Below are 24,191 nucleotides of genomic sequence, written 5' to 3' on the forward strand. Positions count from 1 at the left end.
TTGAGGGGCGAGATTATACGCCCCCAAATTGATAGTTCAATCTTTATACGGTGGGTTGAGGCTGCGGCGCCTGCTCAGCCCTGATGCTGGCGGGCCAGCCAGAGCAACACCTCGGCATCGGCAAGCTGCTCCGCCGCCAGCCAGCAGCCGCTGTAGTGTTCGTACTCGAGCCGAAAGCGGCTCCCCTCGAATTCCAGCAGCCAGCTGTGACGATCGGCGCCACACTCACGCTCGAGCGCCACCAGCTCCCACCCCTGCAACAGGGCATCGGCCAGGGTTGGAAAACTGTCCCAGTCGAGCGCGGGGTGCTCCAGCGTCACCACCCCGGCCTCCCTGTTTATCTGCGTGATACGCCAGTTCATCGGCTGCTCCTCAACTGCTGCAAGAGAGCTCGCCACCGCAATACCATGCGGGGGACGGAGTGGCGAGATCCTCGTACTCGGGTTGTTCATCATAGGGATGCTGCAGGGCCGCAAACAACCGCTCGAACGGCGCCATGTCTCCTCGCTCGGCAGCCTCGATCACCCGCTGGGCCAGCGCGTTGCGCAGCACATACTTGGGATTGACCGCATCCATCTGCCCCTTGCGTACAGCATCCTCGCTCCCCTCTCGGGCGAGGCGCGCCCGATAGGCCTCAAGCCACCCTTGCCAGGCGGCAGGCTCCGGCAGCAGAGCCAGCAGGCTGGCGGGCCAGTCGCCCTGAGCGGTCAGCGCCCCCAGCCGACGCAGGAACAGGTGGTAATCCACCCCGTGTGCCGCCAGCAGCCTGAACAGCTCGCGAAACAGCGCCGGATCGTCGTCTTCCCACACCGCCAGCCCCAGCTTGGCGCGCATCAGCTCGGAGTAGTGCAGCATCAGCTGGTGCTCGTACTGAGCCAGGGCCGCAGCCAGCGCGTCGCCGTCGACGTAGCCGGCCAGCGCCTGGGCCAACTTCTGCAGGTTCCAGTAGCCGACTGCCGGCTGCTGATCCAGCGCATAACGACCGCCCGGATCCGAGTGATTGCAGACAAAGTCCGGCACATAGGCATCGATGAAGCCGTAGGGGCCGTAATCCAGGGTCAGCCCGAGCAGCGACATGTTGTCGGTGTTCATCACCCCGTGGCAGAAACCTGCCGCCTGCCACTTGGCGATGAGCCGCGCGGTGCGGCGCACCACCTCGGCAAACAGCTCGGCCCCGTTCGCAAGCTCCTGGAAATGATGACGCAGCGCATAGTCGATAAGGGCCGGGATCTTCTCCCCCTGCCCACTCCAGGCGAAATACTCGACATGGCCGAAGCGCAGATGACTCGGGGCAGTGCGCAGCACGGTCGCGCCTGTCTCCACCTGTTCGCGGTAAACCGGCTCCTGACTGCCCACCAGCACCAGTGCCCGGGTGGTGGGGATGCCGAGGGCATGCAGCGCCTCGGAGGCGAGATACTCGCGAATGCTGGAACGCAGCACGGCACGGCCATCGCCGAAGCGGGAGAAGGGGGTCTTGCCCGCCCCTTTCAGGTGCAGGTCCCAGCGGCTGTCATCCGGCGCCAGCAGCTCCCCCAGCAACAGGGCACGGCCATCACCGAGACGCGGGCTGTAGCCGCCGAACTGATGGCCCGCATAGACCTGAGCCACCGGCTGCATGCCGGGCAAAGGCTGGCCATAACCACAGCAGGCCAGCCAGTCGGCCTCGCTCACCGCCCCCAGCCCCAGCTCGCCGAGCAGCGCACGGTTGAGGTGCAGCAGGCTGGGGGCATGCAGTGGTTGGGGGGCGACGGGCTCACAGGCCCAGGGCAGTTCGGTGGCAAAAGTGTTGATCAGCTTCATGGTGGTGCGGTTCGTCCCTGCGTATGCTCGTGTCACTCTTTATACCGCCGTCGGCCAGCAGTGGCTAACGGGCGATGCGCTATTTCATTTCAAGGAGAAGAAGATGCAAAGATGGTTGGGCGCCCTGCCCCCGTTGCTGTTGTTGTGGGGGCCGGCCCAGGCGGCCGATGTCGAGGCTGGCAAGGCCAAGGCCGCCGTATGCGCCGCCTGTCATGGGGCCGAAGGCAGGGCCCTTGTCCCCAACTATCCCCATCTGGCGGGACAAAACACCGCCTATCTGGTGAAACAGCTGAAGGCTTTCAAGGATGGCAGCCGCAAGGAACCTTTGATGGTGCCCTTCATGGCGCCGCTCACCGATGCGGACATGGAGAACCTGGCAGCCTATTACGCCAGCTTGAAATAATTCATGGCGTCCGACCAACGGGCGCCACTCCCCTGATGTGCCGCACGGGCCTGAGTGCCGCGGCCGATGACGCTTCGCGAATCTCCCCTACCGGCGGCAGTAGTCGATGATCAAGTCCATAAAGGCTTCCCCGAAACGCTCCAGCTTGCGGTGACCGACACCGTTGATCGCCAGCATCTCGTCTTCCGTCATCGGCATGAATCGCCGCTGACCCCATCTCCACCAGGGTCGATCCTACCGACGGCAGTAGTCGATGATCAGGTCCATAAAGGCTTCGCCGAAGCGCTCCAGCTTGCGGTGACCGACACCGTTGATCGCCAGCATCTCGTCTTCCGTCATCGGCATGAGCTGCGCCATCTCCACCAGAGTGGCGTCGTTGAACACCACGTAGGGTGGCACCTCTTCATCCTCGGCGATCTGCTTGCGCAGTGCCCGTAGCTCCTTGAACAGCCGCTTGTCGTAGTTGGCGTTGTCGAGCAGGCCGTTGCGCTTCTCCTTGCGACTGGAGATGGGCTGCAGGCGGGGTACCGCCAATTCCAGCTTCACCTCGCCGCGCAGCACGGGGCGGGCCGCCTCGGTCAGCTGCAACACCAGGTTGCGGGTGATGTTCTGGGTCAGCAGGCCTTTGTGGATCAGCTGGCGGATGACGCTCATCCAGTACTCGTGGCTCTGATCCTTGCCGATGCCGTAAGTCGAGAGCTTATCGTGGCCGTGATCCTTGATGCGCTGATTGAGCGAACCTCGCAGCACCTCCACCACATAGCCCACCCCGAAATTCTGCCCCACCCGCCAGACGCAGGAGAGTGCCTTCTGGGCGTCTTCGGTGCCGTCATAGCTCTGGGGCGGATCGAGGCAGATGTCGCAGTTGCCGCACGGCTTGTCGTTGTATTCGCCGAAGTAGTTGAGCAGCACCTGACGGCGACAGGTCTGCGCCTCGGCGAAGGCCGCCATCACGTTGAGCTTGTACTGCTCCACCTGCAACTGCTGGGGGTTTTCGATGTTGTCGAGCAGCCGGCGCACCCGCCCGATGTCGGCGGGATCGTAGAGCAACAGCGCCTCGGCGGGGGTGCCGTCGCGGCCGGCACGGCCGGTCTCCTGATAGTAGGACTCGATGTTCTTCGGGATGTCGTAGTGCACCACGAAGCGCACGTTGGGCTTGTCGATGCCCATGCCGAACGCCACCGTCGCCACCACTATCTCGATATCATCCTTGAGGAAGGCCTCCTGGGTCTGCTGGCGCAGCTCGAGGGGCAGACCGGCGTGATAGGGGGCCGCCTTGCAGCCGTGACGGGAGAGCCGCTCGGCCACCTCCTCCACCCGGTTGCGGCTGGAGCAGTAGACGATGCCGCAGTTGCCCTTCTGGCTCTGCACGTAGCGCAGCAGCTGCTCCGCCGCCTTGAACTTCTCCACCAGGCTGTAGCGGATATTGGGTCGGTCGAAGCTGGCAGTGTGGATAAAGGGATCGTTCAATTCCAGCCGGTGCAGCATGTCGCTGCGGGTCGCCTCGTCGGCGGTGGCGGTCAGTGCCACCACGGGCACCTGGGGGAACCACTGCTTGAGCCGGCCCAGCGCCGCATACTCCGGCCGAAAATCGTGCCCCCACTGGGAGACGCAGTGCGCCTCGTCGATGGCAAACAGGCCGAGGGGCAGCTCCGCCAGCCGGTCCATGAATTCGTGTTGCAGCAGGCGTTCGGGGGAGACGTAGACGATTTTTATCTCGCCGCGCCGCATGGCGGCAAAGTTCTGGATCATCTCCTCCCGGCTCAGGGCCGAGTTGATGTAGACCGCCGCCACCCCGTTGGCACGCAGGCTGTCCACCTGATCCTTCATCAACGAAATGAGGGGAGAGACCACCACCCCGAGCCCGGGTCGCAGCAGCGCCGGGATCTGGTAGCAGAGCGACTTGCCGCCGCCGGTGGGTTTGAGCACCAGCGCATCGCGCCCCGCCACGATCTGCTCGATGATCTCGAGCTGACCCGGCCGAAACTGCTGATAGCCAAACACCGCCTGCAACAGGGCAAGGGGGTTCTCTGGCTGAGGGTCAGGCAGGGTTTCGGCAATGACGGTCATGGGCTCTCCTTTGGGGTCGCCATTCTAAAGCAGCCGCCGCCCACAATAAACCTGCCATTGCGACTGTTAAGGAAGTGTTGCAGACTGGCTGGAGTTTTTACTCGGCTATGCCGACAGGGATTGGACTCAAGGAATGAAACAGATGCTCAAGAAGATGGCGCTCAGTGGCATTGCCAACCTGTTCGCCGAGAGGATGCCCTTCAACAAGCTGATCGGCATGCAGGTGACCCACTACGACTTCGACAAGGTGGAGCTTCGCATCAAGATGGAGGAGAAGCTGATCGGCAACCCCTTCCACAACATCCTGCACGGCGGCGTCACCGCCAGCCTGCTCGATGTGGCCGGCGGCATGATAGTCGCAGCCTCCTGTATCGACGAGCTGGAGGACTTCTCCCCCAGCTATCTCAAGGAGCGCTTCTCGCGGCTTGGCACCATCGATCTGCGGGTGGACTATCTTCGTCCCGGTCGCGGCAACGAGTTCATCGCCACCGCCCACATCATCCGGGCAGGCAGCAAGGTCGCAGTCGCCCGCATGGAGCTGCACAACGAAGAGGGCACTCACATCGCCTTCGGCACGGGGACCTACCTCGTCGGCTAATGGTTTTTATTGCATAAAAAGTGCGCTTCTAAGCTGATTTTAATCATTAGAATTCTCACCCCCTCTTCCGCTCAGGGTCCATACTGAAAGTCGGGATTCTGTGCAGAGGGAGGATTGCAGACGATGAGCGCGATACTGGCTACCCAACCATCCAGAGCCTTGCTGACACGACTTGAGGCCATGCGCGAAGAAGTGCAGACCCCAGAGTGCCGTCACTGGTTGGAACAGGAGCTGGAGGGGTATTCTCTCTGTTCACCCCTGCCTTGGTATCGCATCATTACCTGTCGGCAACGCGGTCACTTCCTGAATCTGAAGACGGGAAAATATCTGACTTGCCATATCGGCAGCCAAACGCTAAGCCAACGCGACCTGGCCCAAGTTCAGTTCATCTATGCCCGTGAACCCGCCGCCCACTATTTACTGCGTCACGATTCCCATATCGAGCCCTGGCCGGAATCGCTGCTGGAAGCGTATCGAGAGCAGCTGATCCCTGGTCATCTCTGCCTGCAAGCCTGGCATGAGCCCGTGTCTTCGCTGCGTTCACAACTGATGGAGGGAATAGCACATTTCATTAGTGAGTACCCCAAGCATGCGGCCCTGCAAACCCAACACGGTTTCAAGGCATTGCGGCATCAACACTGGCATATCTGAATGAGCGCCTGGGGCGCAAGGAGGGCACCATCGACAAGACCCATAACGAGATTGTCACAATCTAGAGTGCCGGAGTCAGGATCAGACTCCACCAGTGGGGCCACCGAGCGGTGGCCCTTTTAGTTGGGCAAATGAGGGAAATCGGAGCAGGAGAAGCAATCGACAATGGAAATGTCAGCTTTGCTTCAACAGACCAAATGCGAAAAGGCCGCTCATTGAGCGGCCTTTTCAAATGTGGTCGGTGTGAGAGGATTCGAACCTCCGACCCCTTCGTCCCGAACGAAGTGCGCTACCAAGCTGCGCTACACACCGATGTCTGCGGGGCGAGAATTTACCGAAAGCCCCGACCCGACACAAGCCTTTTTTTGCATTCACTCTAAAAAAATGGCTTTACGCTCAATAATTCAGCGAGTCGCAGAAAAAATCGCCCACAAGGTATCTTTCCGCCTGCCTTCAGCCCTGTCGAGGCAACCTGAACTCGGTCGGCCCCAGCAAACGCCGGCTCCAATCCGCCACCACTCCATGTTCCAGCCAATGAGCCGCATGCTGGCGCCAGTTGGGAGAGAGCGCCGGGTTCTCCAGCAGCAGTTGCAGGTCTTCCTCGTTGCGGACCTGGTTGAACAGGATGTCGGCGGTGCGCTTCACCGTCAGCTCAGGGTAGGGTCTGTCCACCAGTGTCAGCTCCCCCTGCGGATCCACCCTTCCCTCTTCCAGCACCCGCAGCAGCCAGCCACAGCGGCCACTCAGCTGCATCACCTGGGAGAGCTGGCCATAGCCAAAGCGCTGGTTGAGCTTGAAACAGGGGGATCTGGGCTGGCTTATCTGGATCAGCGCCTCCCTAAGTCGATAGACATCGCCGATGCAGGCCTGCGCCTCCGTCAGCCCCGAACCAGAGAGATTCTCGCCAAAGGCGGCAGGCTGCCAGGGTGTGCGTGGTACAGGCAGTCCCAGCGCGGTTTGCCAGGTTTTCCACCAGGCGTAGTGCTCCGCAGGGTAATGGTGCAGGGCTCGATCCGGGCCGCCATGATGGCGTCTGTCGCTCTGCTCATCCCCGCGAAGGCCGAGGAAATCGCACCACAGAGGGGCGTCGGCAGGCTGCTTGTGGATGGCACTGATGAGGCCGGGGGCCTGCTCTGAGTTCAGTTCGGCGCTCTGGCCGATGAAGAGGGAGATCCGCATTCCATTCTCCTGACGGATGGGGGAATGCGGATCTTATCACGGGGCAGGTCAGGCAACTGCCTGCATCTGGGTGGTCATGGCGATCTCGGCGCGACGGCGTTTCTCCGCCCGGGCCATCAGATACCAGCTACCGAAGGTGAACAGGGATACCGACAGCAGGATCAGACTCGCGATGGCGTTGATCTCGGGCTTCACGCCGAGGCGCACCGCCGAGAACACTTCCATCGGCAGGGTGGTCGAACCCGGGCCGGAGACGAAGCTCGCCAGCACCAGGTCATCCAGCGACAGGGCAAACGACATCATGCCACCCGCCGCCAGCGACGGGGCGATCATCGGGATGGTGATCAGGAAGAACACCTTCCACGGCTTGGCACCCAGGTCCATGGCCGCCTCCTCAATGGAGAGATCCAGCTCCCGCAGCCGCGCCGACACCACGATCGCCACATAGGCGGTACAGAAGGTGGTATGTGCTATCCAGATGGTCAGCATGCCCCGCTCCGCGGGCCAACCCACCAGCTGGGCCATGGCCACGAACAGCAGCAGCAGGGAGAGACCGGTGATCACCTCGGGCATCACCAGCGGCGCCGTCACCATGCCGCCGAACAGGGTCCGGCCACGGAAGTGAGGGATCCGGGTCAGCACGAAGGCCGCCACCGTCCCCAGCGCCACCGCCGCGATGGCAGTGTAGAAGGCGATCTCCAGGGAGCGGAACACGGACCCGATCAACTGTTTGTTGTCGAGCAGGCCGAAGTACCACTTGAGCGACCAGCCTCCCCACACCGTCACCAGCTTGGAGGCGTTGAAGGAGTAGATGACCATGATGATCATGGGCAGGTAGATGAACAGCAGCCCCAGCCACAGCATCAGCTTGGCAAAACCGAAACGTCTCATGCCTTGCCCTCCAGCTCTTTGGCCTGGTTGCGGTTGAACAGGATGATGGGAATGATCAGCACCGCCAGCATCACCACCGCCAGGGCGGAGGCCACCGGCCAGTCACGGTTGTTGAAGAACTCCTGCCACAACACCTTGCCGATCATCAGGGTCTCCGGACCACCCAGCATCTCGGGGATGACGAACTCGCCCACCACCGGGATGAAGACCAGCATGCAACCGGCGATGATGCCGTTCTTGGAGAGTGGCACCGTGATCTGCCAGAACCGGGTCAGGTTGCGGGCACCCAGATCGGAGGCCGCCTCCAGCAGGCTCTGGTCGTGCTTGACCAGGTTGGCGTAGAGCGGCAGCACCATGAACGGCAGGTAGGAGTAAACGATGCCGATATAGACCGCCAGGTTGGTATTGAGGATCTGCAGCGGTTCGTCGATCACCCCGATGCCCAGCAGGACGCTGTTGAGCAGGCCGTTGTTGCTGAGGATCCCCATCCAGGCGTAGACCCGGATCAGGATCGCCGTCCAGGTCGGCATCATGATGAGCAGCAGCAGAACGGTCTGGGTCTCCTTGTTGGCCCGCGAAATGGCGTAAGCCATGGGATAACCGATCGACAGGCAGAGCAGGGTGCTGACCAGGGCTATCTTGAGGGACCCCAGATAAGCCGCGATGTAGAGCTCATCCTCCTGCAGCAGCAGGTAGTTGCCCAGGTTGAGCAGTATGGTGAGCTGATTGTCTGCCCAGCTCACCACGTCCGTGTAGGGCGGGATGGCCACGTCCGCTTCGGCGAAGCTGATCTTCACGACGATGATGAAGGGCAGCAGGAAGAAGAGGAACAGCCAGAAGAAGGGGATGCCGATGACCAGCTGCCGCCCTCCCACCTGTTTGAGTCGTCTCAATGCCTTCATGATTGCAGCACCACGCCGCTGTCATCTTCCCAGTAGAGGAACACCTGGTCATCCCAGGTCGGCCGTTTGCCGTGGCGTTCGGCATTGGCGATGAAAGCCTGAACGATTTTGCCCGAGGGCAACTGGATGTGATACACGGAATGGCCGCCCAGATAGGCGATGTCATAAACCTCGCCCTTGGTCCAGTTGAAGTCCGGATGCTCGATCTCTTCCGGCTTTTGCAGGCTCATTAGCAGTTTTTCCGGACGCAGGGCATAGGTGACCTTCTTGTTCTCCGCCCGAGAGCTGATGCCGTGACCCACATAGATGGGCTGCTCCAGATCCGCACAGGCGATGATGGCGTGGTCCTGCTCATCCTCCACCAGCAGACCGTCAAACAGGTTGACGTTGCCGATGAACTCGCACACCAGCCGGCTGGCCGGGGTTTCGTAGATGTCCATCGGGCTGCCGATCTGCTCGATGCAACCGAGGTGCATGATGGCGATCCGCTCGGCCATGGTCATGGCTTCTTCCTGATCGTGGGTCACCATGACGCAGGTCACGCCGACCCGCTCGATAATCTCGACCAGCTCGAGCTGCATGGTGGAGCGCAGCTTCTTGTCCAGCGCCCCCATGGGCTCGTCCAGCAGCAGCAGCTTGGGACGCTTGGCCAGGGAACGGGCCAGGGCCACCCGCTGACGCTGACCACCGGAGAGCTGGTGCGGTTTGCGGCGGGCGTACTGGGTCATCTGCACCAGCTTGAGCATCTCTTCCACCCGGGCATCGATCTCCGCCTTGGGCAGGCCATCCTGCTTGAGGCCGAAGGCGATGTTCTGGGCCACCGTCATGTGGGGGAACAGGGCGTAGGACTGGAACATCATGTTGATGGGGCGTTCATAGGGCGGCATGTCGGTAATGTCGACGCCGTCGAGGAACAGCCGTCCTTCCGTGGGTCGCTCGAACCCGGCCAGCATCCGCAGCAAGGTGGACTTGCCGGAGCCGGACCCACCCAGCAGGGCGAAGATCTCGCCCTTGTGGATGTTGAGAGACACGTTGTCGACCGCCAGCGTTTCGTCGAACTGCTTGCTTACCCTGTCTATTTTGACCAGCACTTCTTTACGCTGCTGGCTGCCCTCGAGGGCTTTCTTGTAGGCACTGGAGGCTATCGCCATTACCAAACTCCCAAAGGTGATTCCGGCCTGGGCCGATCCATCAATACAATCTGGCGCCCCGGGATGGGCGCCAAGGTTAGGTTCCGGATTTGATCTTGGTCCAACTCCGGGTGATCAGGCGCTGCACCGAACGGGGATGTGCTTCCTGCACATACAGACGCTCAAGCACCGCCTGGGGGGGATAGACAGACTCATCCTCGCGAACGGCCTTGTCCATGAACTCTCCCGCCTTGATGTTCGGGTTCGCGTAACCCACATAGTCGCTCACCTTGGCGATGACCTGCGGTTCGAGAATGTAGTTGATCAGGGCGTGAGCCTCTTTCACGTTGGTGGCATCGGCCGGGATCGCCATCATGTCGAACCAAAGATTGCCACCCTCCTTGGGGATGCTGTAGGCAATCTTGATCCCCTTGCCCGCCTCCTCGGCCCGGGACGCCGCCTGCAGGATGTCGCCGGAGAAACCCGCCGCCACGCAGATGTTGCCGTTGGCGAGGTCACCGATGTATTTGGAGGAGTGGAAGTAGGCCACATAGGGGCGCACCTTGAGCAGCTGCTCTTCGGCCCGCTTGATGTCCGCCGGCTCATGGCTGTTGGGGTTAAGCCCCAGGTAGTTGAGGGCAGCCGGGATCATCTCGTCCGCCGAATCGAGGAAGGCTACGCCGCACTGGGAGAGCTTCTTCATGTTTTCCGGCTCGAAAATGGTCGCCCAGGAGTCAATCTTGTCGACACCCAGCACTTCCTTGATTTTCTCGACGTTGTAACCGATGCCGTTGGTGCCCCAGAGGTAGGGCACGGCGTACTGATGGCCCGGATCCACCTTCTCGAGCTGCTTGAGCAGCAAGGGGTCCAGGTTGCTCAGGTTTGGCAGCAGGGTGAGGTCCAGCTTCTGGAAGGCCCCCGCCTTGATCTGCTTGGCCAGGAAATTGTTGGAGGGCACGACCAGATCGTAGCCGGTGCGTCCGGTCAGCAGCTTGCCTTCCAGCGTCTCGTTGGAGTCAAACACGTCGTAGACGGTCTTGATCCCGGTCTTCTGCTGAAAGTCACTGAGGGTGGTCTCGCCGATATAATCGGACCAGTTGTAAAAATGAACCACAGGGGCTGCCTGGGTCAGATTTGCAAACCCCAGGGTCAGGGCCAGCGTTGCCATCTTGGTCATGTGCACTTATCAGTCCTCATTTGTGTGATTTTGCCAGTCGCGCATCCATACGCGCCGTCCAACCTGTCGGGTGGTCACCACCCTCCCGGCCGAACTGCGGACCGGGAGGGGTACTCGTCACTCTTACTTGCCTGACTTGATCTTGGTCCAGCTGCGGGTCATCAGACGCTGCACCTTGGCCGGCAGATCCGGGAAGGTGTAGATCTTCTTGAGGGTATCCGGCGTCGGGTAGATACCCGGGTCGGTACGGATCGCCTCGTCCACCAGCGGCGTGGCAGCCTTGTTGCCGTTCGGGAACTGCACCACGTTGGTGATGTTCGCGATCACGTCCGGCTTCATCAGGTAATTGATGAAGGTGTGGGCCGCCTCGACGTTCTTGGCATCCGCCGGGATGGCGATCATGTCGAAGAAGCTGCCTGCCCCCTCTTTCGGAATGGTGTAAGTCAGGCTGACACCGTTCTTGGCCTCGGCGGCACGCGCCTTGGACTGCTGCAGGTCACCGGAGTAACCGACCGCCACGCACAGGTTGCCGTTGGCCAGATCCGAAATGTACTTGGAGGAGTGGAAATAGGCGGTATAGGGACGGATGGAGAGGAACAGCTCCTCTGCCTTCTTCAGCTCATCCGGCTTCTGGCTGTCCGGCTTGAAGCCCAGGTATTGCAGGGCGGCCGGCAGCATTTCGGTCGGCGAGTCGAGGAAGGAGACACCGCACTCCTTCAGCTTGGCCATGTTCTCCGGCTTGAACACCAGATCCCAGGAGTCCACCGGGGCATCGGCCCCCAGCACGGCCTTCACCTTCTCGGCGTTGTAGGCATAGCCGATGGTGCCCCACAGGTAAGGGATGGAGTACTGGTTGCCCGGATCGCTCGGTTCGAGCGCCTTGAGCAGGTCGACGTCCAGGTTCTGCCAGTTGGAGAGTTTGGACTTGTCCAGCTTCTGGAAGACACCTGCCTTGATCTGCTTGGCCAGGAAGGGGTTGGACGGTACGACGATGTCATAGCCCGACTTGCCTGCCAGCAACTTGGCTTCCAGCACTTCGTTGCTGTCGAACACGTCGTAGACCACCTTGATGCCCGTCTCCTTCTGGAAGTTTTCCAGCGTATCCGGCGCGATATAGTCGCTCCAGTTGTAGACGTGCAGCACCTTCTCGTCGGCCATCGCCCCGGTACTCATCATGACCAGCGCCACGGAAGCAGCCATCATTCCCTTTTTAAAAGACATAGTCCTTGTCTCCTAAGCAAATTGTATGCGTAAGCCAACCTGCCCGGTTCCCGCCTATTCCCGCAGCTTTGCAGCCGTCAGGTCCAGACTGAGCCTGGCCAGTTTGACCAATTCATCCACCTGTTCCTCGGTGATCACCAAGGGGGGCGATATGATCATGGTATCGCCGACAGCCCTCATCACCAAGCCATTGTTAAAACAGAACTCCCGACAGGTCATCCCGGCATGGAGCTCGGCCGGGAAGCGACGTTTCGTCTGCTTGTCCTGCACTATTTCCAGCGCGGCGACCAGGCCTTTTCCACGGGTTTCCCCCACCAGCGGATGGTCCGCCAGCTCAGCCCAGCGGCGCTGCAAATAGGGGCCGATACTATCATGAACTCGCTTAACTATGCTCTCCCTTTGCATAAGCTGGATGTTGGCAATGGCCACGGCGCAGGCGACAGGATGGCCGGAATAGGTGAAGCCATGGTTGAACTCCCCCCCCTCTTCCACCAGCACCCTGGCTACCCTGTCCCCCACCATCACGGCGCCCATCGGCAGATAGCCGGAGGTAATGCCCTTGGCCAGGCACATGAGATCGGGTTTGATGCCAAAACCTTCACTGGCAAACCAGTGGCCGGTGCGGCCAAAGCCGCAGATCACCTCGTCGGCGATGAGCAGGATGCCGTACTGGTCGCAGATGCGCTGGATCTCGGGCCAGTAGCTCTCGGGCGGAATGATGACCCCCCCCGCACCCTGGATAGGCTCGCCGATGAAGGCGGCTACCTTGTCCACCCCCAGTGCCAGGATCTTCTCTTCCAGCTGGCGGGCCCGGGCCAGACCGAACTCGTGGGCGCTCATGCCCTCTCCCTCACCGAAGTGATAGGGCTGGTCGATGTGTACTATGCCGGGAATGGGCAAGCCGCCCTGGGCGTGCATCCCCTTCATGCCCCCCAGACTGGCCCCCGCCACGGTGGAGCCGTGATAGGCATTGTGGCGGCTGATGATCACCTGCTTGTCAGGTTGTCCCTTGCTGGCCCAGTAGTGGCGCACCATGCGCAGCACGGTGTCGTTGCACTCGGAACCCGAGCCGGTGAAGAAGACGTGGTTGAGGTGGGAAGGGGTGATCTCGGCCAGCAGGGTAGCCAGCTCGGCAGCAGGGGGGTGGCTGGTCTGGAAGAAGAGGTTGTAGTAGGGCAGTTGCTGCATCTGGCGAGTGGCGGCATCCACCAGCTCCTGACGGCCGTAGCCCATGTTGACGCACCACAGACCCGCCATCCCGTCCAGAATGCGCTTGCCTTCGGAGTCTTCCAGATAGACGCCTTCGGCCTTGGTGATGATGCGACTGCCCTTCTTGTTCAGGGCCTGAAAATCGGTAAACGGATGCAGATGATGGCTGGCTTCCAGTTGCTGCCACTCACGGGTGGTGTGCTGCATTGCTTGCTCCTCGGTTCCTTCGATTCGGCGAATCTTGTCGCCATTCATGAGGGCTCGGGTGGCCTGCCCGGTCACTGCCATTCACGGGGCTGGCACTCTCTTGCCTGCTCGATGCCTTTCCATGGGGCGAACATCGTCGCCAGTTGATTGCAGGTGACCCCCTCTCCATTGCGGGAGCGGGCCTCACCTTTACTCGGTGCCTTCCGGGTCGCGGGCACCGCCGCGAGACGGGCCTTCGGCCCCTTGCTTGCGATATGACGGGGAGAGGCCTCGCCTCCCCCGGGGACAGATCAGACGTTCAGCAGCAGGAATTCCCGTTCCCAGCGGCTGATCACGCCGAAATAGGTCTCGTACTCCTTGCGTTTGACGGCCACAAAGGCGCGGATGAAGCGCTCCCCCAGCATGTCCTTGATGGGTTCACACTGCTCCAGGTGGCTCAGCGATTCCTCCAGCGAGCGGGGCAGGCTGTAGGGCAGGTCATAGGCACTCGCCTTCATCTCCTGCATGGGTTCGAGCTTCTCCAGCATGCCGAGGTAGCCGCAGGCCAGGGTGGCGGCCAGGGCCAGATACGGGTTGGCATCGGCCCCGGCGAAGCGGTTCTCGACCCGACGTGCGCTCGGTTCGGAGAAGGGTACCCGCAGGCCGCAGGTGCGGTTTTCCACACCCCACTGCACGTTGCGCGGCGCACTCTCGCCAAAGGTGAGGCGGCGGTAGGAGTTGACGTTCGGCGCCAGCAGGGCGGTCACTGCCGGGGTGTATTTCTGCAGGCCGGCGATGAAATGCATGAACAGATCGGAGTTGCCCCCTTCGCTGGTACCAAACAGGTTGTTGCCATCCATGTCTTCCAGGCTCTGGTGGATGTGCATGGCGGAACCCGGTTCGTTGCTCATGGGCTTGGCCATGAAGGTGGCATAGATGCCGTGGCGATGGGCGGCCTCGCGCATGGTGCGCTTGAACAGAAACACTTGGTCGGCGAGATCGATGGCATCCCCGTGCAGGAAGTTGATCTCCATCTGGGCGGCACCGGATTCGTGGATCAGGGTGTCCACCTCCAGCTCCTGGGCCTCGCAGTAGTCGTACATGTCCTCGAAGATGGGGTCGAATTCGTTCACCGCATCGATGCTGAACGACTGGCGGGCCGTTTCCGGGCGGCCGTTGCGGCCCACCGGCGGTACCAGCGGATAGTCGGGATCTTCGTTGCGGGTCACCAGGTAGAACTCCAGCTCCGGCGCCACCACCGGCTTCCAGCCCTGCTTCTCGTAGAATGACAGAACCCGGCGCAGCACGGAGCGGGGAGCGATGTCGATGAGCTTGCCGTTGACGTCAAAGCAGTCGTGGATCACCTGGGCGGTGGGCTCCAGCGCCCAGGGTACGAAACGAATGGTGTTGGGATCGGGATAGAGCTGCATGTCCCGCTCCAGCGGGTCTATCATGCTGTCGTCATCCGGGTACTCGCCGGTCACCGTCTGGGTGAAGATGACCTCGGGCAGCCGCATGCCCCCCTCGCGCAGAAACTTGTTGGCTGGAATGATCTTGCCTCGGGCATTGCCGGTGAAATCCGGAAACAGGCACTCCACTTCCGTGATGCGATTGCTCTCCATCCAGCCCTTGATACTGTCCATGTTAAACCCCGACTTTACGGTTGCCATTGTCAAGGGTGTCTAATATAAGGAACACCCTTGTTAAGAAAATGTAATCGACCACACCATAAAAGCCCGTGATAAAGGCCTTTGTCAAGCAGCGGTGTTTAAAAAACTATAAACAACGGCCTGTATAATGACCAGCGCGGCACCAAATACTAAACACTTTGTGTCACGATCAGCCCACTGCAAGCTCGATGCCAACGGCGGCGGGATCTCGTTCGATACTCAGTCAGACCCTGTCGGAGAAGGCCCATTTCTTTGCAAGGGCGCACACTCCTTATCCAATTTCCTTTGCATGTCTGCGTTTTTTTGGTACAAGGCCCGCCCTGATTTGCACTCTCCTGCATGGATTTGGTGCAAAACGGGATACAAGGGCTTGGTCTGACGACAGACAGCCCCCATCAATGGGTAACATTGGGAAACTGACTGGTAGCAAACCGTATGTGTGATTTCATGACAGAAGACCAACTGACCTTCTACAAAGGCCAGATCGAGCGACAAATCCTTGAGCTCGAAGAACGTCTCAACTCCCAGGCCAGCCAGGCTATCGCCACCGATACCAACGAGATGGCGGATGAAATTGACCGTGCCAGTGTCGAGGAGGCCCGTCGCCTGGAGCTGAACCGCATCGAGCACGACAAGTTGCACCTGCGCAAGCTGAAAGGGGCGTTGAAGCGCATCAATGAAGGGGATTTCGGCTATTGCGAATCCTGTGGCGACGAGATCTCTCTCAAGCGGCTGCAGGCCCGTCCCGAGTCCCGCTTCTGTGTTGAATGCCAGAGCACCAAGGAATTCAACGACACTCACGTGTTCCGTCGCGTCGCCTGATGCGGCGATGCCCGGCCTCGGTACGAGCCGGGCACAGGGCAGGCCATGCCCGAAGATGACGCGGCCGGGTGATCCCCGGCCCCTTTCACAGCAAGAGCGTGACAACTTCTGTTAGACTCCGGGCAAGTCCCGGATCCTACAGGAGATCAAAGCGTGAAATGGCTCATCAGGCTGTGCTTGTGCCTGCCATTGCTGGCACAAGCACAGACGCTCACCGTCAAGGTCCCCAGCCGACCGATCAACGATCTCGACAACGAATACCAGCTCAAGCTGCTGGAACTGGCGCTCAACCACGCCGGGCAGCCCTACAAGCTGGAGCGGGTCGACCTCAATCTCAACCAGTACAGCCTCCAGCAGGCGCTTGCCAAGGGCAAGGTCATCAATGTGTTCTGGATGGGTACCTCCAGCGCGCTGGAATCCTCCCTCACCGCAGTACCAATCCCGCTGTTTCGTGGCCTGGAAGGGCTGCGCCTCTCCTTCATCCACGCTGATGCCCAGGAGCGGTTCAACCAGATCAACACCCTGGCAGACCTCAAGAAACTGAAAGCCGCACAGGGGGTGGGCTGGGCCGACAACAAGATCCTGGAACTGGCAGGCATTCCCACCTATGCCGGGCGCTACAGCAACCTGTTTCGCCTGATGAATGACGGCGACAAGCTGGATTTCTTCCCCCGAGGTCTGGTGGAAATCTTCGCCGAACGCAGCGAGCTGGCGGCACAATATCCCAACCTGGTGATCGATCAGCACCTGCTGATCCGCTACCCCTTCGCCGAGTTCTTCTTCGTCAGCCCGGAGTCGCCGAAGCTGGCCAAGGCGATCCAGACCGGCCTCGAGCGTGCCTATGCCGACGGCAGCTTCATGGCGTTCTTTCGGGAGAACCCCAAGATCCGCGAGGCCCTGGCCAGCGCGAATCTGGAGCAGAGAGTCACCATCGCCCTGCCCAATCCCGACATGACCCCCTTGCTCAAAAGCATTCCGGCCCAATATTGGGAGTATCCCCCGTCGCAGGAGTAAACGGACACGATATCCGGCGTTGAGAATATCCACCGCTGCGAGCGTGAACGGACACGGTATCCCGGCATTGGGAATATCCGCCGCCGGGAGCGTGATCAGCCGCGGGTCATCCCATCCGGTGGGCGCAGCCCGCCGCAGACGCACAGGAACGCGAGGTCGCCCGGCCTCAATACGCGCACCAGGGAGGTGCCATGAAACGACTGGATGACTGGTTTCGCGACTACGGCCAGAGCCATCAACACCCCGTCAATGTGGCCATCCACAAGGTGGCGGTGCCAGGCATCTACCTCTGCATCCTGGCACTGCTCTGGTGCCTGCCCGCCGGTCCCCTGCCAGCGCCCTTCAACTGGGCGGGGCTGGTGGCCATCCCGGTGCTGGTCTTCTACCTGCGGCTGTCGTTGACGATCTTTACGGGGATGACGGCCCTGACCGCCCTGGGACTGGCCTTCTGCCACGTCTGGCAGGGGCCGCTGCTGTGGCCTGCCCTCATCGGGTTCGTGCTGTTCTGGATAGCCCAGTTCGTCGGTCACCATATCGAGGGGAAACGCCCCTCCTTTCTCACCGACCTGCAATTTCTGCTGGTAGGCCCCGCCTGGGTGCTGGCCAGCCTCTATCGTCGTTTGGGCATCCCTTTCTGAGGGAGGCCAACAGGAGAGACCATGAGACATCTTCAGACCCTTGCTCGCACCCTGCCCCTGCTGCTGGGGGCACTGATGGCCGGCCCGGTGCTGGCCGACAAGGCCGATCCCGTCGGCGAGGTGAGCACCGCTTTCAAGCTGCTCGGCCCCAACCACAAGATCCTGGTGGAGGCGTTCGACGACCCTAAAATCACCGGTGTCGCCTGCTATCTGGCCCGCCCCAAGACCGGCGGCGTCAAGGGCGGACTCGGGCTGGCGGAAGATCCCTCCCACGCCTCCCTCTCCTGCCACCAGATCGGCCCCATCACCCTGCCCGCCAAGCTGAAGGCGGGGGAAGAGGTGTTCGATGTCAGCACCTCGCTGGTGTTCAAGGAGCAGAAGGTGGTGCGTTTTTACGACGAGAAGCGCAATGCCCTTGTCTATCTGACTTACAGCACCAAGTTGGTGGATGGTTCGTACAAGAGTGCAGTGAGTGCCGTCCCCATCATGCCCTGGGGTTGAAACAGCACCACTTATCCCGTGATGACGGTCACTATTTGTTGTAATTTAACCACATCATTATCTACGGAGAGCGCACCATGAGAGTCGCCGTTTTCAGTACCAAGAGCTACGACAAGGAACATTTCCACCAGGCCAACGCCCAGTACGGTTTCGATCTGGAGTTCTTCGACGTGCGGCTGGAGGCCAAGACGGCCCGTCTCGCCCACGGCTTCCCCGTGGTCTGCCTGTTCGTCAACGATGATGCCGACCGCGAAGTGCTGACCGAGCTGGCGCAGTACGGCACCAGGGTCATCGCCCTGCGCTGCGCCGGTTACAACAACGTGGATCTGGCCGCCGCCAAGGAGCTGGGACTCAAGGTGGTGCGGGTGCCTGCCTACTCCCCCGAGGCCGTTGCCGAACATGCGGTGGGCCTGATGATGACCCTCAACCGCCGCATCCATAAGGCGTATCAGCGCACCCGGGACGCCAACTTCTCCCTGGAAGGGCTGGTGGGCTTCAACATGCATGGCCGCACCGCCGGCATCATAGGCACCGGCAAGATCGGCATCGCCACCTTGCGCATCCTCAAGGGGTTCGGCATGCGCCTGCTGGTGAGCGATCCCTATCCGAACCAGGCGGCCATCGATCTGGGCGCCGAGTACGTGGATCTCGATACTCTGTTCCGCCAGTCCGATGTCATCAGCCTGCACTGCCCCCTGTTCAAGGAGAACTATCACCTGCTGAACAAGGAGGCCTTCGCCAAGATGAAGGACGGGGTGATGATCATCAACACCAGCCGGGGCGGCCTGCTCGACTCCAACGCCGCCATCGAGGCCCTCAAGACTGCCCGCATCGGCGCCCTGGGGCTGGACGTCTACGAGGAGGAGGAAGACCTCTTCTTCGAGGACAAGTCCAACGAGGTGATCACCGACGACGTCTTCCGCCGCCTGTCTGCCTGCCACAACGTGCTGTTCACCGGTCACCAGGCCTTCCTGACCCGGGAGGCGCTGCACGCCATCGCCGACACCACCCTCAGCAACATCCAGGCCATCGAGAGCCAGGGCCGCTCTGACAACGAAGTGGAGTGATCCCTGAGGCGTTGTCGCCACGCCATTGATCCCGCCGCCGGGTTGTGAGACCCGGCGGCATCGGGTAGGCTACCAGCCCTTTTTTGTACAGGAGTCTGGCCAGCATGTTCATCGGATTTGATTACGGTACCTCCAACTGTGCCGTCGCCGTGATGGAACAGGGCAGCCCCAGGCTGCTGACCCTCTCCGGTTCCCATTACCTTCCCTCCACCCTGCATGCCCCCCACCGGGACGCCATCGCCGGCCTCCTGGCCGAAGGGCTGGCCCCCGTCCAGCAGAGCGAATACCTCAAGCTGCGCGGTCCCGTGGTGACCCGGGCCCAGACGGTGCGCCGCCAGATGCGCGAAGAGGGACTCATCGACGAGCTGAGCTTCGGCGGTGCGGCGCTGGCGCGCTATCTGGAAGAGCCGGACGAGGGCTACTACATCAAGTCCCCCAAATCCTTTCTCGGGGCCTATGGCCTCAAGGCTCCCCAGATCGCCCTGTTCGAGGACATCGTCTGCGCCATGATGCTGCACGTGCGCCGGGAGGCGGAGCAGCAGACGGGCAGCACCATCCGCCAGGCGGTGATCGGCCGACCGGTCAACTTCCAGGGACTGGCGGGGGAAGAGAGCAACCGCCAGGCCATCGCCATCCTGAGCGAGGCGGCCCGCCTCGCCGGGTTCGAGCGGGTGGAGTTCCTCTATGAGCCGGTGGCCGCCGGCTTCGAGTTCGAAGCGCGCCTCACCGAGGATGCGGTGGTGCTGGTGGTGGACATCGGGGGCGGGACCACCGACTGCTCCGTACTGCGCATGGGCCCGAGCCACCGTGACCAGCTGGATCGCAGCGGCGATCTGCTCGGTCACAGCGGCCAGCGCATCGGGGGCAACGACTTCGACATCCGCCTGACCGTTGAGGGCATGATGCCGCTGCTCGGCATGCACGAGACCCTCAAGACCGGCAAGCCACTGCCCCATCCCCTGTTCTGGGACGCCGCCGCCATCAATGACGTCAGTGCCCAGAGCCGTTTCTACAGCCTGGATACCGCCCGCCAGTTGCAGGATCTCCAGCTCGACAGCCAGCCAGGCAGCAAGCTCCTGCGCCTCGCCAGCCTGCGGGCCCACAAGCTGAGCCATCAACTGGTGTGGCGCGCCGAGCAGGGCAAGATCGCCCTCTCCGACCACGAGCACAATCACCAGACCCTGAACGAGCTGGAAAAAGGGCTGGAGGCGGCACTCACCCGCCCCCAGCTGGCCAGTGCTTCCGCCCCCTTGCTGGAGAAGATTGGCGAGCTGATGGACGAGGCGATCCAGGCGGCAGGCGTGCAGCCTGACCGGGTCTTCGTCACCGGCGGCAGTGCCCGCTCCCCCCTCATCAAGGCCTTCATCCAGCAGAAACTGCCCAAGGTACCGCTGGAGGGGGGTGATGACTTCGGTTCGGTGGCCTCGGGCCTCGCCCGCTATGCCGAGCGCCTGTTTGCGGACTGAGACGGCCAGGGGAGCCATGGGCAACCGGTAGACAGGTTCGCTCGGGGCGGGTGTTGCCATTTGCCGACACCCCCTCTTCCCCCGGGGCGACAGAAGCGGTCGGGCTCCTCCCCCCTCGCCCTGCCGCCCGGGCCCGGGGACGGGTATGCTTGTCATACCCACCACCGGAGCCCCTTCAATGCCCAGATACCTGCTACTGCTGCTCGCCCTGCTTCTGCTCAGCGCCTGCAGCAGTGCTCCCCGCTTTGCCTCGCAAGATCTGCAACACCATCACTGGGTGCTCGATCGGCTGGATGGCCAGGCCATCGCCAGCCGCCGCAGCAATCCCCCCGACATCGAGATCGGTGAACACTTCACCGTCAACGGCATCGCCGGTTGCAACCGCTACTTCGGCCAGGGTCACCTCAAGGGGAACAAGCTCTGGGTCACCAGCCTCGGCAGCACCGCCATGGCCTGCCCCCCCGAACTCGATCTGATAGAGCAGGCCGTGCTCGCCACCCTGACGGAGGGGGCCACACTGAGCGGTTCCACCCAGACCCTGATCCTCCAGGGAAAACGGCACCGTTTGGAATACAGGCTGCAAGACTGGGTGTACTAGGGCTCACAAAACCGCTCGCCAGCAGGAACAACTGGCCAGGCTGTGGCACAATATGAGGCATTGTTAGCAATGGAGGCTGCCTCAGCCATGTCGATGGATCGCCTGTTTGGCAAGATCAAGCAACTGCCCACAATTCCGAAACTGCTGCACGAGCTGATGCAGAGTTTCAACGACGAGAATGCCCGCATCGACGAGATCGCGGCCAAGATCGCCATGGACCAGGTGATCAGCGTCAAGGTACTGCGGATGGCCAACTCCGCTGCCCTGCGCCGTGGCAATGAAATCACCTCCATCGAACAGGCGGTGATCCGCCTCGGTTTCAACCGCCTGCGCTCCGTGGTAGTCGCCTCCGGCATCATCAGCAGCTTCAAGGCCCCCCCCGGCTTTGACAAGCTCCACTTCTGGACCCAGACCTTCCAGGTCGCCACCATTGCCCGCACCCTGGCACAGCAGACCACCTCGGTGGATCCCGAGACCGCCTTCACCTGCGCCCTCATTCACAACATCGGCGAGCTGCTGATCCAGAGCACCCTGCCGGAAGAGGCGGGGCTCATCAATCTGGCCATCGAGAAAGGCAGCAGCCGGGTCGATGCCCAGCGGGAGATGCTGGGTTACGACTATGCCCAGCTCGGCGCAGAGCTGGCGCGGCGCTGGAACCTGTCGCCCGCCTTCGTGGATGCCATCGCCCAGCAGCTCGACCCCCTCTCCCACGATCCGGTCAGCAAGGAGGCCGTGCTCATCCGGCTCGCCGTCTTCGTCTCCTTCGCCTGGCAGGCCGGCGTACCGGCACAGGCCATCATCGCCCGTTTCCCCAGAACCCTGGCTGACCAGCTGGGGCTGGATCCCGCCAGCCTGGCGGATCAGCTGGAGCAGCTCCACGAGCAGGGCAACGCCCTGGCCGATTTGCTGACCCAGTAGATGTACAACGGCCGATCAGCAGGAGCCGGATCCCCGTCTCATTCTGGCGGATCAGCTGGAGCAGCTGCACGAGCAGGGCAACGCCCTGGCCGATTTGCTGACCCAATAGCGTCACGGCAGACCACCCAGCCAAGCCGGAAGCACCGTCTCATTCTGGCCGGTCGTCACATACACACGCCCATGGACGGGATAAGATGGCCTGCGCCCATCCCCCACTCCTAAGCCTCTCTGACACAGTAGATACCATGACCCATCCCTTCCTGTTTCACCCCCAGGCGGCACCCTGGTTCAAAGAGAGTGCCGACACCCTGCAGCTCACCCTGTTCAGCGAGCTGGACGCCCCCATCCGCGAGGTGTGGCTGCGCCACGAGCCGGACAACGAGGAGTATCTGGTCGCCATGACGCCGGTCGCCACCCGGGACAGGCTTCAGGTCTGGCAGGTCGAACTGCCGCTGGCCAGAGGGCAGGAGATCCACCTCTACTGCTTCAAGTGCCTCACCGACGAGGAGCAGTGGTGGCTGCACGGGGCAGGCGTCAGCGCCGCCATGCCGCCGCGGGAGCAGCATTTTCGCTTCAACAGCCATCACCAGCCCCCGGCCTGGGTGCAGGATCAGGTGTTCTACCAGATCTTCCCCGACCGCTTCTGCAACGGCGATCCGTCCCTCAGCGTCAAGCATCACGAGTACGAGTACAGGGGCAAGGCGGTCATCAGCAAGGCCTGGGGCGAGCCGGTCAGCCGCCACGAAGAGGGGCACGGCGCCTGTGAATTCTACGGCGGGGATCTGGCGGGCATCGACGCCAAGCTGCACTACCTGCAATCCCTGGGGGTGACGGCGCTCTACCTCAACCCCATCTTCGATTCGCCGAGCAACCACAAGTACGACACCCAGGACTACTTCAAGGTGGATGCGCACCTCGGTACCAATGCCCAGTTTGCCGAGCTGACCCGCAACCTGCACCAGCGCGGCATGAGGATCATCCTGGATGCGGTGGTCAACCACACCTCCACCGAGCACCCCTGGTTCTGCCCGCCGCTGGGCGCCCAGAGCAACCCGGACTCCCCCTGGCGCAGCTTCTACACCTTCGATCAGGAAGGGGATTATGTTAGCTGGAAAGGGATCCGCAGCCTGCCCAAGCTGGATTTCTCAAGTGAACAGGTGCAGGACGCCGTTTATCGGGCAGACAACGCCATTCTGCGCTACTGGATGCGCGCCCCCTACCAGATCGATGGCTGGCGCTTCGACGTCATCCACATGCTGGGGGAGCGGGGTACTGCCGAGGGCAATCGCGGCCATGTGCGCGCCATTCGCGGCGCGGTGAAGCAGGAGAATCCGGACGCCTACGTGCTGGGCGAGCACTTCTTCGAGGCGAGCCAGTGGCTGCAGGGGGATCAGGAGGATGGCGCCATGAACTACTACGGCTTCGCCCACCCCATCCGCGCCTTCCTGGCGGGGCAGGACATCGCCTATCACCCCATCAAGATCAGCGCCACCGAGCTGGATCACTGGCTCAAGCTGGCGCGGGCCCATATTCCGTTCAAGAACCAGCTGGCCCAGTTCAACCTGCTGGACAGCCACGACACCGCCCGCTTCCTGCACCTGCTGGGGGAAGACAAGCAGCGGATGCGACTCGCCGCCACCCTGCTCATCACCTACATCGGTGTGCCCTCCATCTACTACGGCGACGAGGTGGGGCTCTCCGGCGGCAACGACCCGGACTGCCGCCGCTGCTTCCCCTGGGATACCACCGACTGGGATCACGTGCTGCACGACCACTATCGCCGCCTGATCCAGCTGCGCCGCCAGCGCCCGGCCCTGCGTCGGGGAGACATCCAGACCCTCTACGCCGGCCCCCACAGCTATGTGTTCGCCCGTACCCTGCAAAGCGATCAGGTGGTGGTCGCCTGCAACCGCCACCCCACGGAGCCGCGCACCATCAGCCTGCCCCTGTGGCAGACCGCCAGCCCCGCCAGCCGCTTCACCGACGCCTTCAACGGCGACAAGTTCGAGGTGGTGCAGGGGGAGGTGCAGCTCACCATCCCGGCCAACTCCGCCAGGGTACTGCTGTCGAGCTGACCTGA

Annotated in this window: 24 protein-coding genes and 1 tRNA gene; 12 read left to right on the forward strand and 13 right to left on the reverse strand. The window is 61.9% G+C overall.

What is annotated here, in order from left to right; translation table 11 throughout:
- Positions 1-74: 74 nt before the first annotated feature.
- Positions 75-362, reverse strand: coding sequence for a DUF3630 family protein (locus I6L48_RS02890; protein ID WP_162726125.1), 288 nt, complete (start codon positions 360-362; stop codon positions 75-77).
- A 10-nt stretch (positions 363-372) separates the two neighbouring features.
- Positions 373-1,800 carry a YdiU family protein gene (locus I6L48_RS02895; RefSeq protein WP_113069195.1) on the reverse strand — a complete coding sequence of 476 codons (1,428 nt, stop codon included), beginning with the start codon at positions 1,798-1,800 and terminating at the stop codon, positions 373-375.
- A gap of 103 nt (positions 1,801-1,903) precedes the next feature.
- On the opposite strand from I6L48_RS02895, the gene I6L48_RS02900 reads away from it, so the two are divergent.
- Positions 1,904-2,203: a c-type cytochrome gene (locus I6L48_RS02900; RefSeq protein ID WP_113069197.1), complete on the forward strand. Its 300-nt coding sequence runs from the start codon at positions 1,904-1,906 to the stop codon at positions 2,201-2,203.
- Positions 2,204-2,290: 87 nt separating this feature from the next.
- On the opposite strand, the gene I6L48_RS02905 is transcribed toward I6L48_RS02900, so the two are convergent.
- Together I6L48_RS02905 and recQ are read right to left on the reverse strand one after the other, a co-directional pair.
- Positions 2,291-2,401 carry an HRDC domain-containing protein gene (locus I6L48_RS02905; RefSeq protein WP_080631854.1) on the reverse strand — a complete coding sequence of 37 codons (111 nt, stop codon included), beginning with the start codon at positions 2,399-2,401 and terminating at the stop codon, positions 2,291-2,293.
- A 36-nt stretch (positions 2,402-2,437) separates the two neighbouring features.
- Positions 2,438-4,273, reverse strand: a complete 1,836-nt coding sequence (recQ, locus tag I6L48_RS02910) for an ATP-dependent DNA helicase RecQ (protein ID WP_095591632.1) — start codon at positions 4,271-4,273, stop codon at positions 2,438-2,440.
- Positions 4,274-4,406: 133 nt separating this feature from the next.
- Between recQ and I6L48_RS02915 the strand changes: the two genes are divergently transcribed.
- Together I6L48_RS02915 and I6L48_RS02920 are read left to right on the forward strand one after the other, a co-directional pair.
- Positions 4,407-4,871, forward strand: a complete 465-nt coding sequence (locus tag I6L48_RS02915) for a thioesterase family protein (RefSeq protein WP_029306122.1) — start codon at positions 4,407-4,409, stop codon at positions 4,869-4,871.
- A 123-nt stretch (positions 4,872-4,994) separates the two neighbouring features.
- On the forward strand, positions 4,995-5,522 hold the full coding sequence (locus I6L48_RS02920) for a hypothetical protein (RefSeq protein ID WP_113069199.1): 528 nt from the start codon (positions 4,995-4,997) through the stop codon (positions 5,520-5,522).
- Positions 5,523-5,757: 235 nt separating this feature from the next.
- Here the strand turns inward: I6L48_RS02920 and I6L48_RS02925 are convergent.
- From I6L48_RS02925 to I6L48_RS02965, 9 genes are all read right to left on the reverse strand, one after another.
- Positions 5,758-5,834: transfer RNA gene (locus tag I6L48_RS02925), tRNA-Pro, on the reverse strand.
- Between the two features lie 141 nt (positions 5,835-5,975).
- Positions 5,976-6,701, reverse strand: a complete 726-nt coding sequence (locus I6L48_RS02930) for an MOSC domain-containing protein (RefSeq protein WP_113069201.1) — start codon at positions 6,699-6,701, stop codon at positions 5,976-5,978.
- A gap of 48 nt (positions 6,702-6,749) precedes the next feature.
- Positions 6,750-7,592, reverse strand: a complete 843-nt coding sequence (locus I6L48_RS02935) for an ABC transporter permease subunit (RefSeq protein ID WP_010676054.1) — start codon at positions 7,590-7,592, stop codon at positions 6,750-6,752.
- A complete protein-coding gene (locus I6L48_RS02940) occupies positions 7,589-8,494 on the reverse strand; it encodes an ABC transporter permease subunit (RefSeq protein WP_113069203.1) in 906 nt (301 codons plus the stop codon). Before I6L48_RS02940 ends, I6L48_RS02935 begins: the two co-directional genes overlap by 4 nt.
- Positions 8,491-9,645: a polyamine ABC transporter ATP-binding protein gene (gene potA, locus I6L48_RS02945; protein WP_010676056.1), complete on the reverse strand. Its 1,155-nt coding sequence runs from the start codon at positions 9,643-9,645 to the stop codon at positions 8,491-8,493. The genes I6L48_RS02940 and potA overlap by 4 nt, the downstream gene beginning before the upstream one ends.
- A gap of 76 nt (positions 9,646-9,721) precedes the next feature.
- Positions 9,722-10,807 (reverse strand): polyamine ABC transporter substrate-binding protein, encoded by a 1,086-nt coding sequence (locus I6L48_RS02950; protein ID WP_128272664.1) that lies wholly within the window; start codon positions 10,805-10,807, stop codon positions 9,722-9,724.
- Between the two features lie 117 nt (positions 10,808-10,924).
- Positions 10,925-12,022 carry a polyamine ABC transporter substrate-binding protein gene (locus I6L48_RS02955; RefSeq protein ID WP_039039663.1) on the reverse strand — a complete coding sequence of 366 codons (1,098 nt, stop codon included), beginning with the start codon at positions 12,020-12,022 and terminating at the stop codon, positions 10,925-10,927.
- A gap of 54 nt (positions 12,023-12,076) precedes the next feature.
- Positions 12,077-13,438, reverse strand: a complete 1,362-nt coding sequence (locus tag I6L48_RS02960; protein WP_010676059.1) for an aspartate aminotransferase family protein — start codon at positions 13,436-13,438, stop codon at positions 12,077-12,079.
- Positions 13,439-13,728: 290 nt separating this feature from the next.
- Complete coding sequence (locus I6L48_RS02965) at positions 13,729-15,060, reverse strand: glutamine synthetase family protein (protein ID WP_010676060.1); 1,332 nt, start codon at positions 15,058-15,060, stop codon at positions 13,729-13,731.
- Between the two features lie 462 nt (positions 15,061-15,522).
- Here I6L48_RS02965 and I6L48_RS02970 point away from each other — a divergent pair, with 462 nt between their 5' ends.
- The 9 genes from I6L48_RS02970 to malZ all read left to right on the forward strand — a co-directional run bounded on the left by I6L48_RS02970 (position 15,523) and on the right by malZ (position 24,186).
- Positions 15,523-15,909, forward strand: coding sequence for a TraR/DksA C4-type zinc finger protein (locus tag I6L48_RS02970; protein WP_010676061.1), 387 nt, complete (start codon positions 15,523-15,525; stop codon positions 15,907-15,909).
- A gap of 153 nt (positions 15,910-16,062) precedes the next feature.
- Positions 16,063-16,923, forward strand: a complete 861-nt coding sequence (locus I6L48_RS02975; protein ID WP_010676062.1) for a hypothetical protein — start codon at positions 16,063-16,065, stop codon at positions 16,921-16,923.
- Between the two features lie 191 nt (positions 16,924-17,114).
- The gene (locus I6L48_RS02980) at positions 17,115-17,561 is read left to right on the forward strand and encodes a DUF962 domain-containing protein (protein ID WP_113069206.1); all 447 of its coding nucleotides are present in this window, start codon (positions 17,115-17,117) and stop codon (positions 17,559-17,561) included.
- 21 nt (positions 17,562-17,582) lie between these two features.
- Positions 17,583-18,062, forward strand: a complete 480-nt coding sequence (locus tag I6L48_RS02985) for a CreA family protein (protein ID WP_113069208.1) — start codon at positions 17,583-17,585, stop codon at positions 18,060-18,062.
- Positions 18,063-18,139: 77 nt separating this feature from the next.
- Positions 18,140-19,129, forward strand: a complete 990-nt coding sequence (locus I6L48_RS02990) for a 2-hydroxyacid dehydrogenase (RefSeq protein WP_042864752.1) — start codon at positions 18,140-18,142, stop codon at positions 19,127-19,129.
- A 104-nt stretch (positions 19,130-19,233) separates the two neighbouring features.
- A complete protein-coding gene (gene yegD / locus I6L48_RS02995) occupies positions 19,234-20,595 on the forward strand; it encodes a molecular chaperone (protein WP_216987765.1) in 1,362 nt (453 codons plus the stop codon).
- A gap of 178 nt (positions 20,596-20,773) precedes the next feature.
- The gene (locus tag I6L48_RS03000; RefSeq protein WP_010676067.1) at positions 20,774-21,193 is read left to right on the forward strand and encodes an META domain-containing protein; all 420 of its coding nucleotides are present in this window, start codon (positions 20,774-20,776) and stop codon (positions 21,191-21,193) included.
- A gap of 69 nt (positions 21,194-21,262) precedes the next feature.
- The gene (locus tag I6L48_RS03005) at positions 21,263-22,111 is read left to right on the forward strand and encodes an HDOD domain-containing protein (RefSeq protein ID WP_039039670.1); all 849 of its coding nucleotides are present in this window, start codon (positions 21,263-21,265) and stop codon (positions 22,109-22,111) included.
- 245 nt (positions 22,112-22,356) lie between these two features.
- Positions 22,357-24,186: a maltodextrin glucosidase gene (gene malZ, locus I6L48_RS03010; RefSeq protein WP_029314873.1), complete on the forward strand. Its 1,830-nt coding sequence runs from the start codon at positions 22,357-22,359 to the stop codon at positions 24,184-24,186.
- Positions 24,187-24,191 lie beyond the last annotated feature (5 nt).

The sequence above is a fragment of the Aeromonas sp. FDAARGOS 1418 genome (genome assembly GCF_019048585.1).
GTDB lineage: Bacteria > Pseudomonadota > Gammaproteobacteria > Enterobacterales > Aeromonadaceae > Aeromonas > Aeromonas caviae.

Coding starts and splice junctions, on each gene's coding strand:
- I6L48_RS02890 (WP_162726125.1), bottom strand. CDS start 362: ATGAACTGGCGTATCACGCAGATAAACAGGGAGGCCGGGGTGGTGACG.
- I6L48_RS02895 (WP_113069195.1), bottom strand. CDS start 1,800: ATGAAGCTGATCAACACTTTTGCCACCGAACTGCCCTGGGCCTGTGAG.
- I6L48_RS02900 (WP_113069197.1), top strand. CDS start 1,904: ATGCAAAGATGGTTGGGCGCCCTGCCCCCGTTGCTGTTGTTGTGGGGG.
- I6L48_RS02905 (WP_080631854.1), bottom strand. CDS start 2,401: ATGCCGATGACGGAAGACGAGATGCTGGCGATCAACGGTGTCGGTCAC.
- recQ (WP_095591632.1), bottom strand. CDS start 4,273: ATGACCGTCATTGCCGAAACCCTGCCTGACCCTCAGCCAGAGAACCCC.
- I6L48_RS02915 (WP_029306122.1), top strand. CDS start 4,407: ATGAAACAGATGCTCAAGAAGATGGCGCTCAGTGGCATTGCCAACCTG.
- I6L48_RS02920 (WP_113069199.1), top strand. CDS start 4,995: ATGAGCGCGATACTGGCTACCCAACCATCCAGAGCCTTGCTGACACGA.
- I6L48_RS02930 (WP_113069201.1), bottom strand. CDS start 6,701: ATGCGGATCTCCCTCTTCATCGGCCAGAGCGCCGAACTGAACTCAGAG.
- I6L48_RS02935 (WP_010676054.1), bottom strand. CDS start 7,592: ATGAGACGTTTCGGTTTTGCCAAGCTGATGCTGTGGCTGGGGCTGCTG.
- I6L48_RS02940 (WP_113069203.1), bottom strand. CDS start 8,494: ATGAAGGCATTGAGACGACTCAAACAGGTGGGAGGGCGGCAGCTGGTC.
- potA (WP_010676056.1), bottom strand. CDS start 9,645: ATGGCGATAGCCTCCAGTGCCTACAAGAAAGCCCTCGAGGGCAGCCAG.
- I6L48_RS02955 (WP_039039663.1), bottom strand. CDS start 12,022: ATGTCTTTTAAAAAGGGAATGATGGCTGCTTCCGTGGCGCTGGTCATG.
- I6L48_RS02960 (WP_010676059.1), bottom strand. CDS start 13,438: ATGCAGCACACCACCCGTGAGTGGCAGCAACTGGAAGCCAGCCATCAT.
- I6L48_RS02965 (WP_010676060.1), bottom strand. CDS start 15,060: ATGGACAGTATCAAGGGCTGGATGGAGAGCAATCGCATCACGGAAGTG.
- I6L48_RS02970 (WP_010676061.1), top strand. CDS start 15,523: ATGTGTGATTTCATGACAGAAGACCAACTGACCTTCTACAAAGGCCAG.
- I6L48_RS02980 (WP_113069206.1), top strand. CDS start 17,115: ATGAAACGACTGGATGACTGGTTTCGCGACTACGGCCAGAGCCATCAA.
- I6L48_RS02985 (WP_113069208.1), top strand. CDS start 17,583: ATGAGACATCTTCAGACCCTTGCTCGCACCCTGCCCCTGCTGCTGGGG.
- I6L48_RS02990 (WP_042864752.1), top strand. CDS start 18,140: ATGAGAGTCGCCGTTTTCAGTACCAAGAGCTACGACAAGGAACATTTC.
- yegD (WP_216987765.1), top strand. CDS start 19,234: ATGTTCATCGGATTTGATTACGGTACCTCCAACTGTGCCGTCGCCGTG.
- I6L48_RS03000 (WP_010676067.1), top strand. CDS start 20,774: ATGCCCAGATACCTGCTACTGCTGCTCGCCCTGCTTCTGCTCAGCGCC.
- I6L48_RS03005 (WP_039039670.1), top strand. CDS start 21,263: ATGGAGGCTGCCTCAGCCATGTCGATGGATCGCCTGTTTGGCAAGATC.
- malZ (WP_029314873.1), top strand. CDS start 22,357: ATGACCCATCCCTTCCTGTTTCACCCCCAGGCGGCACCCTGGTTCAAA.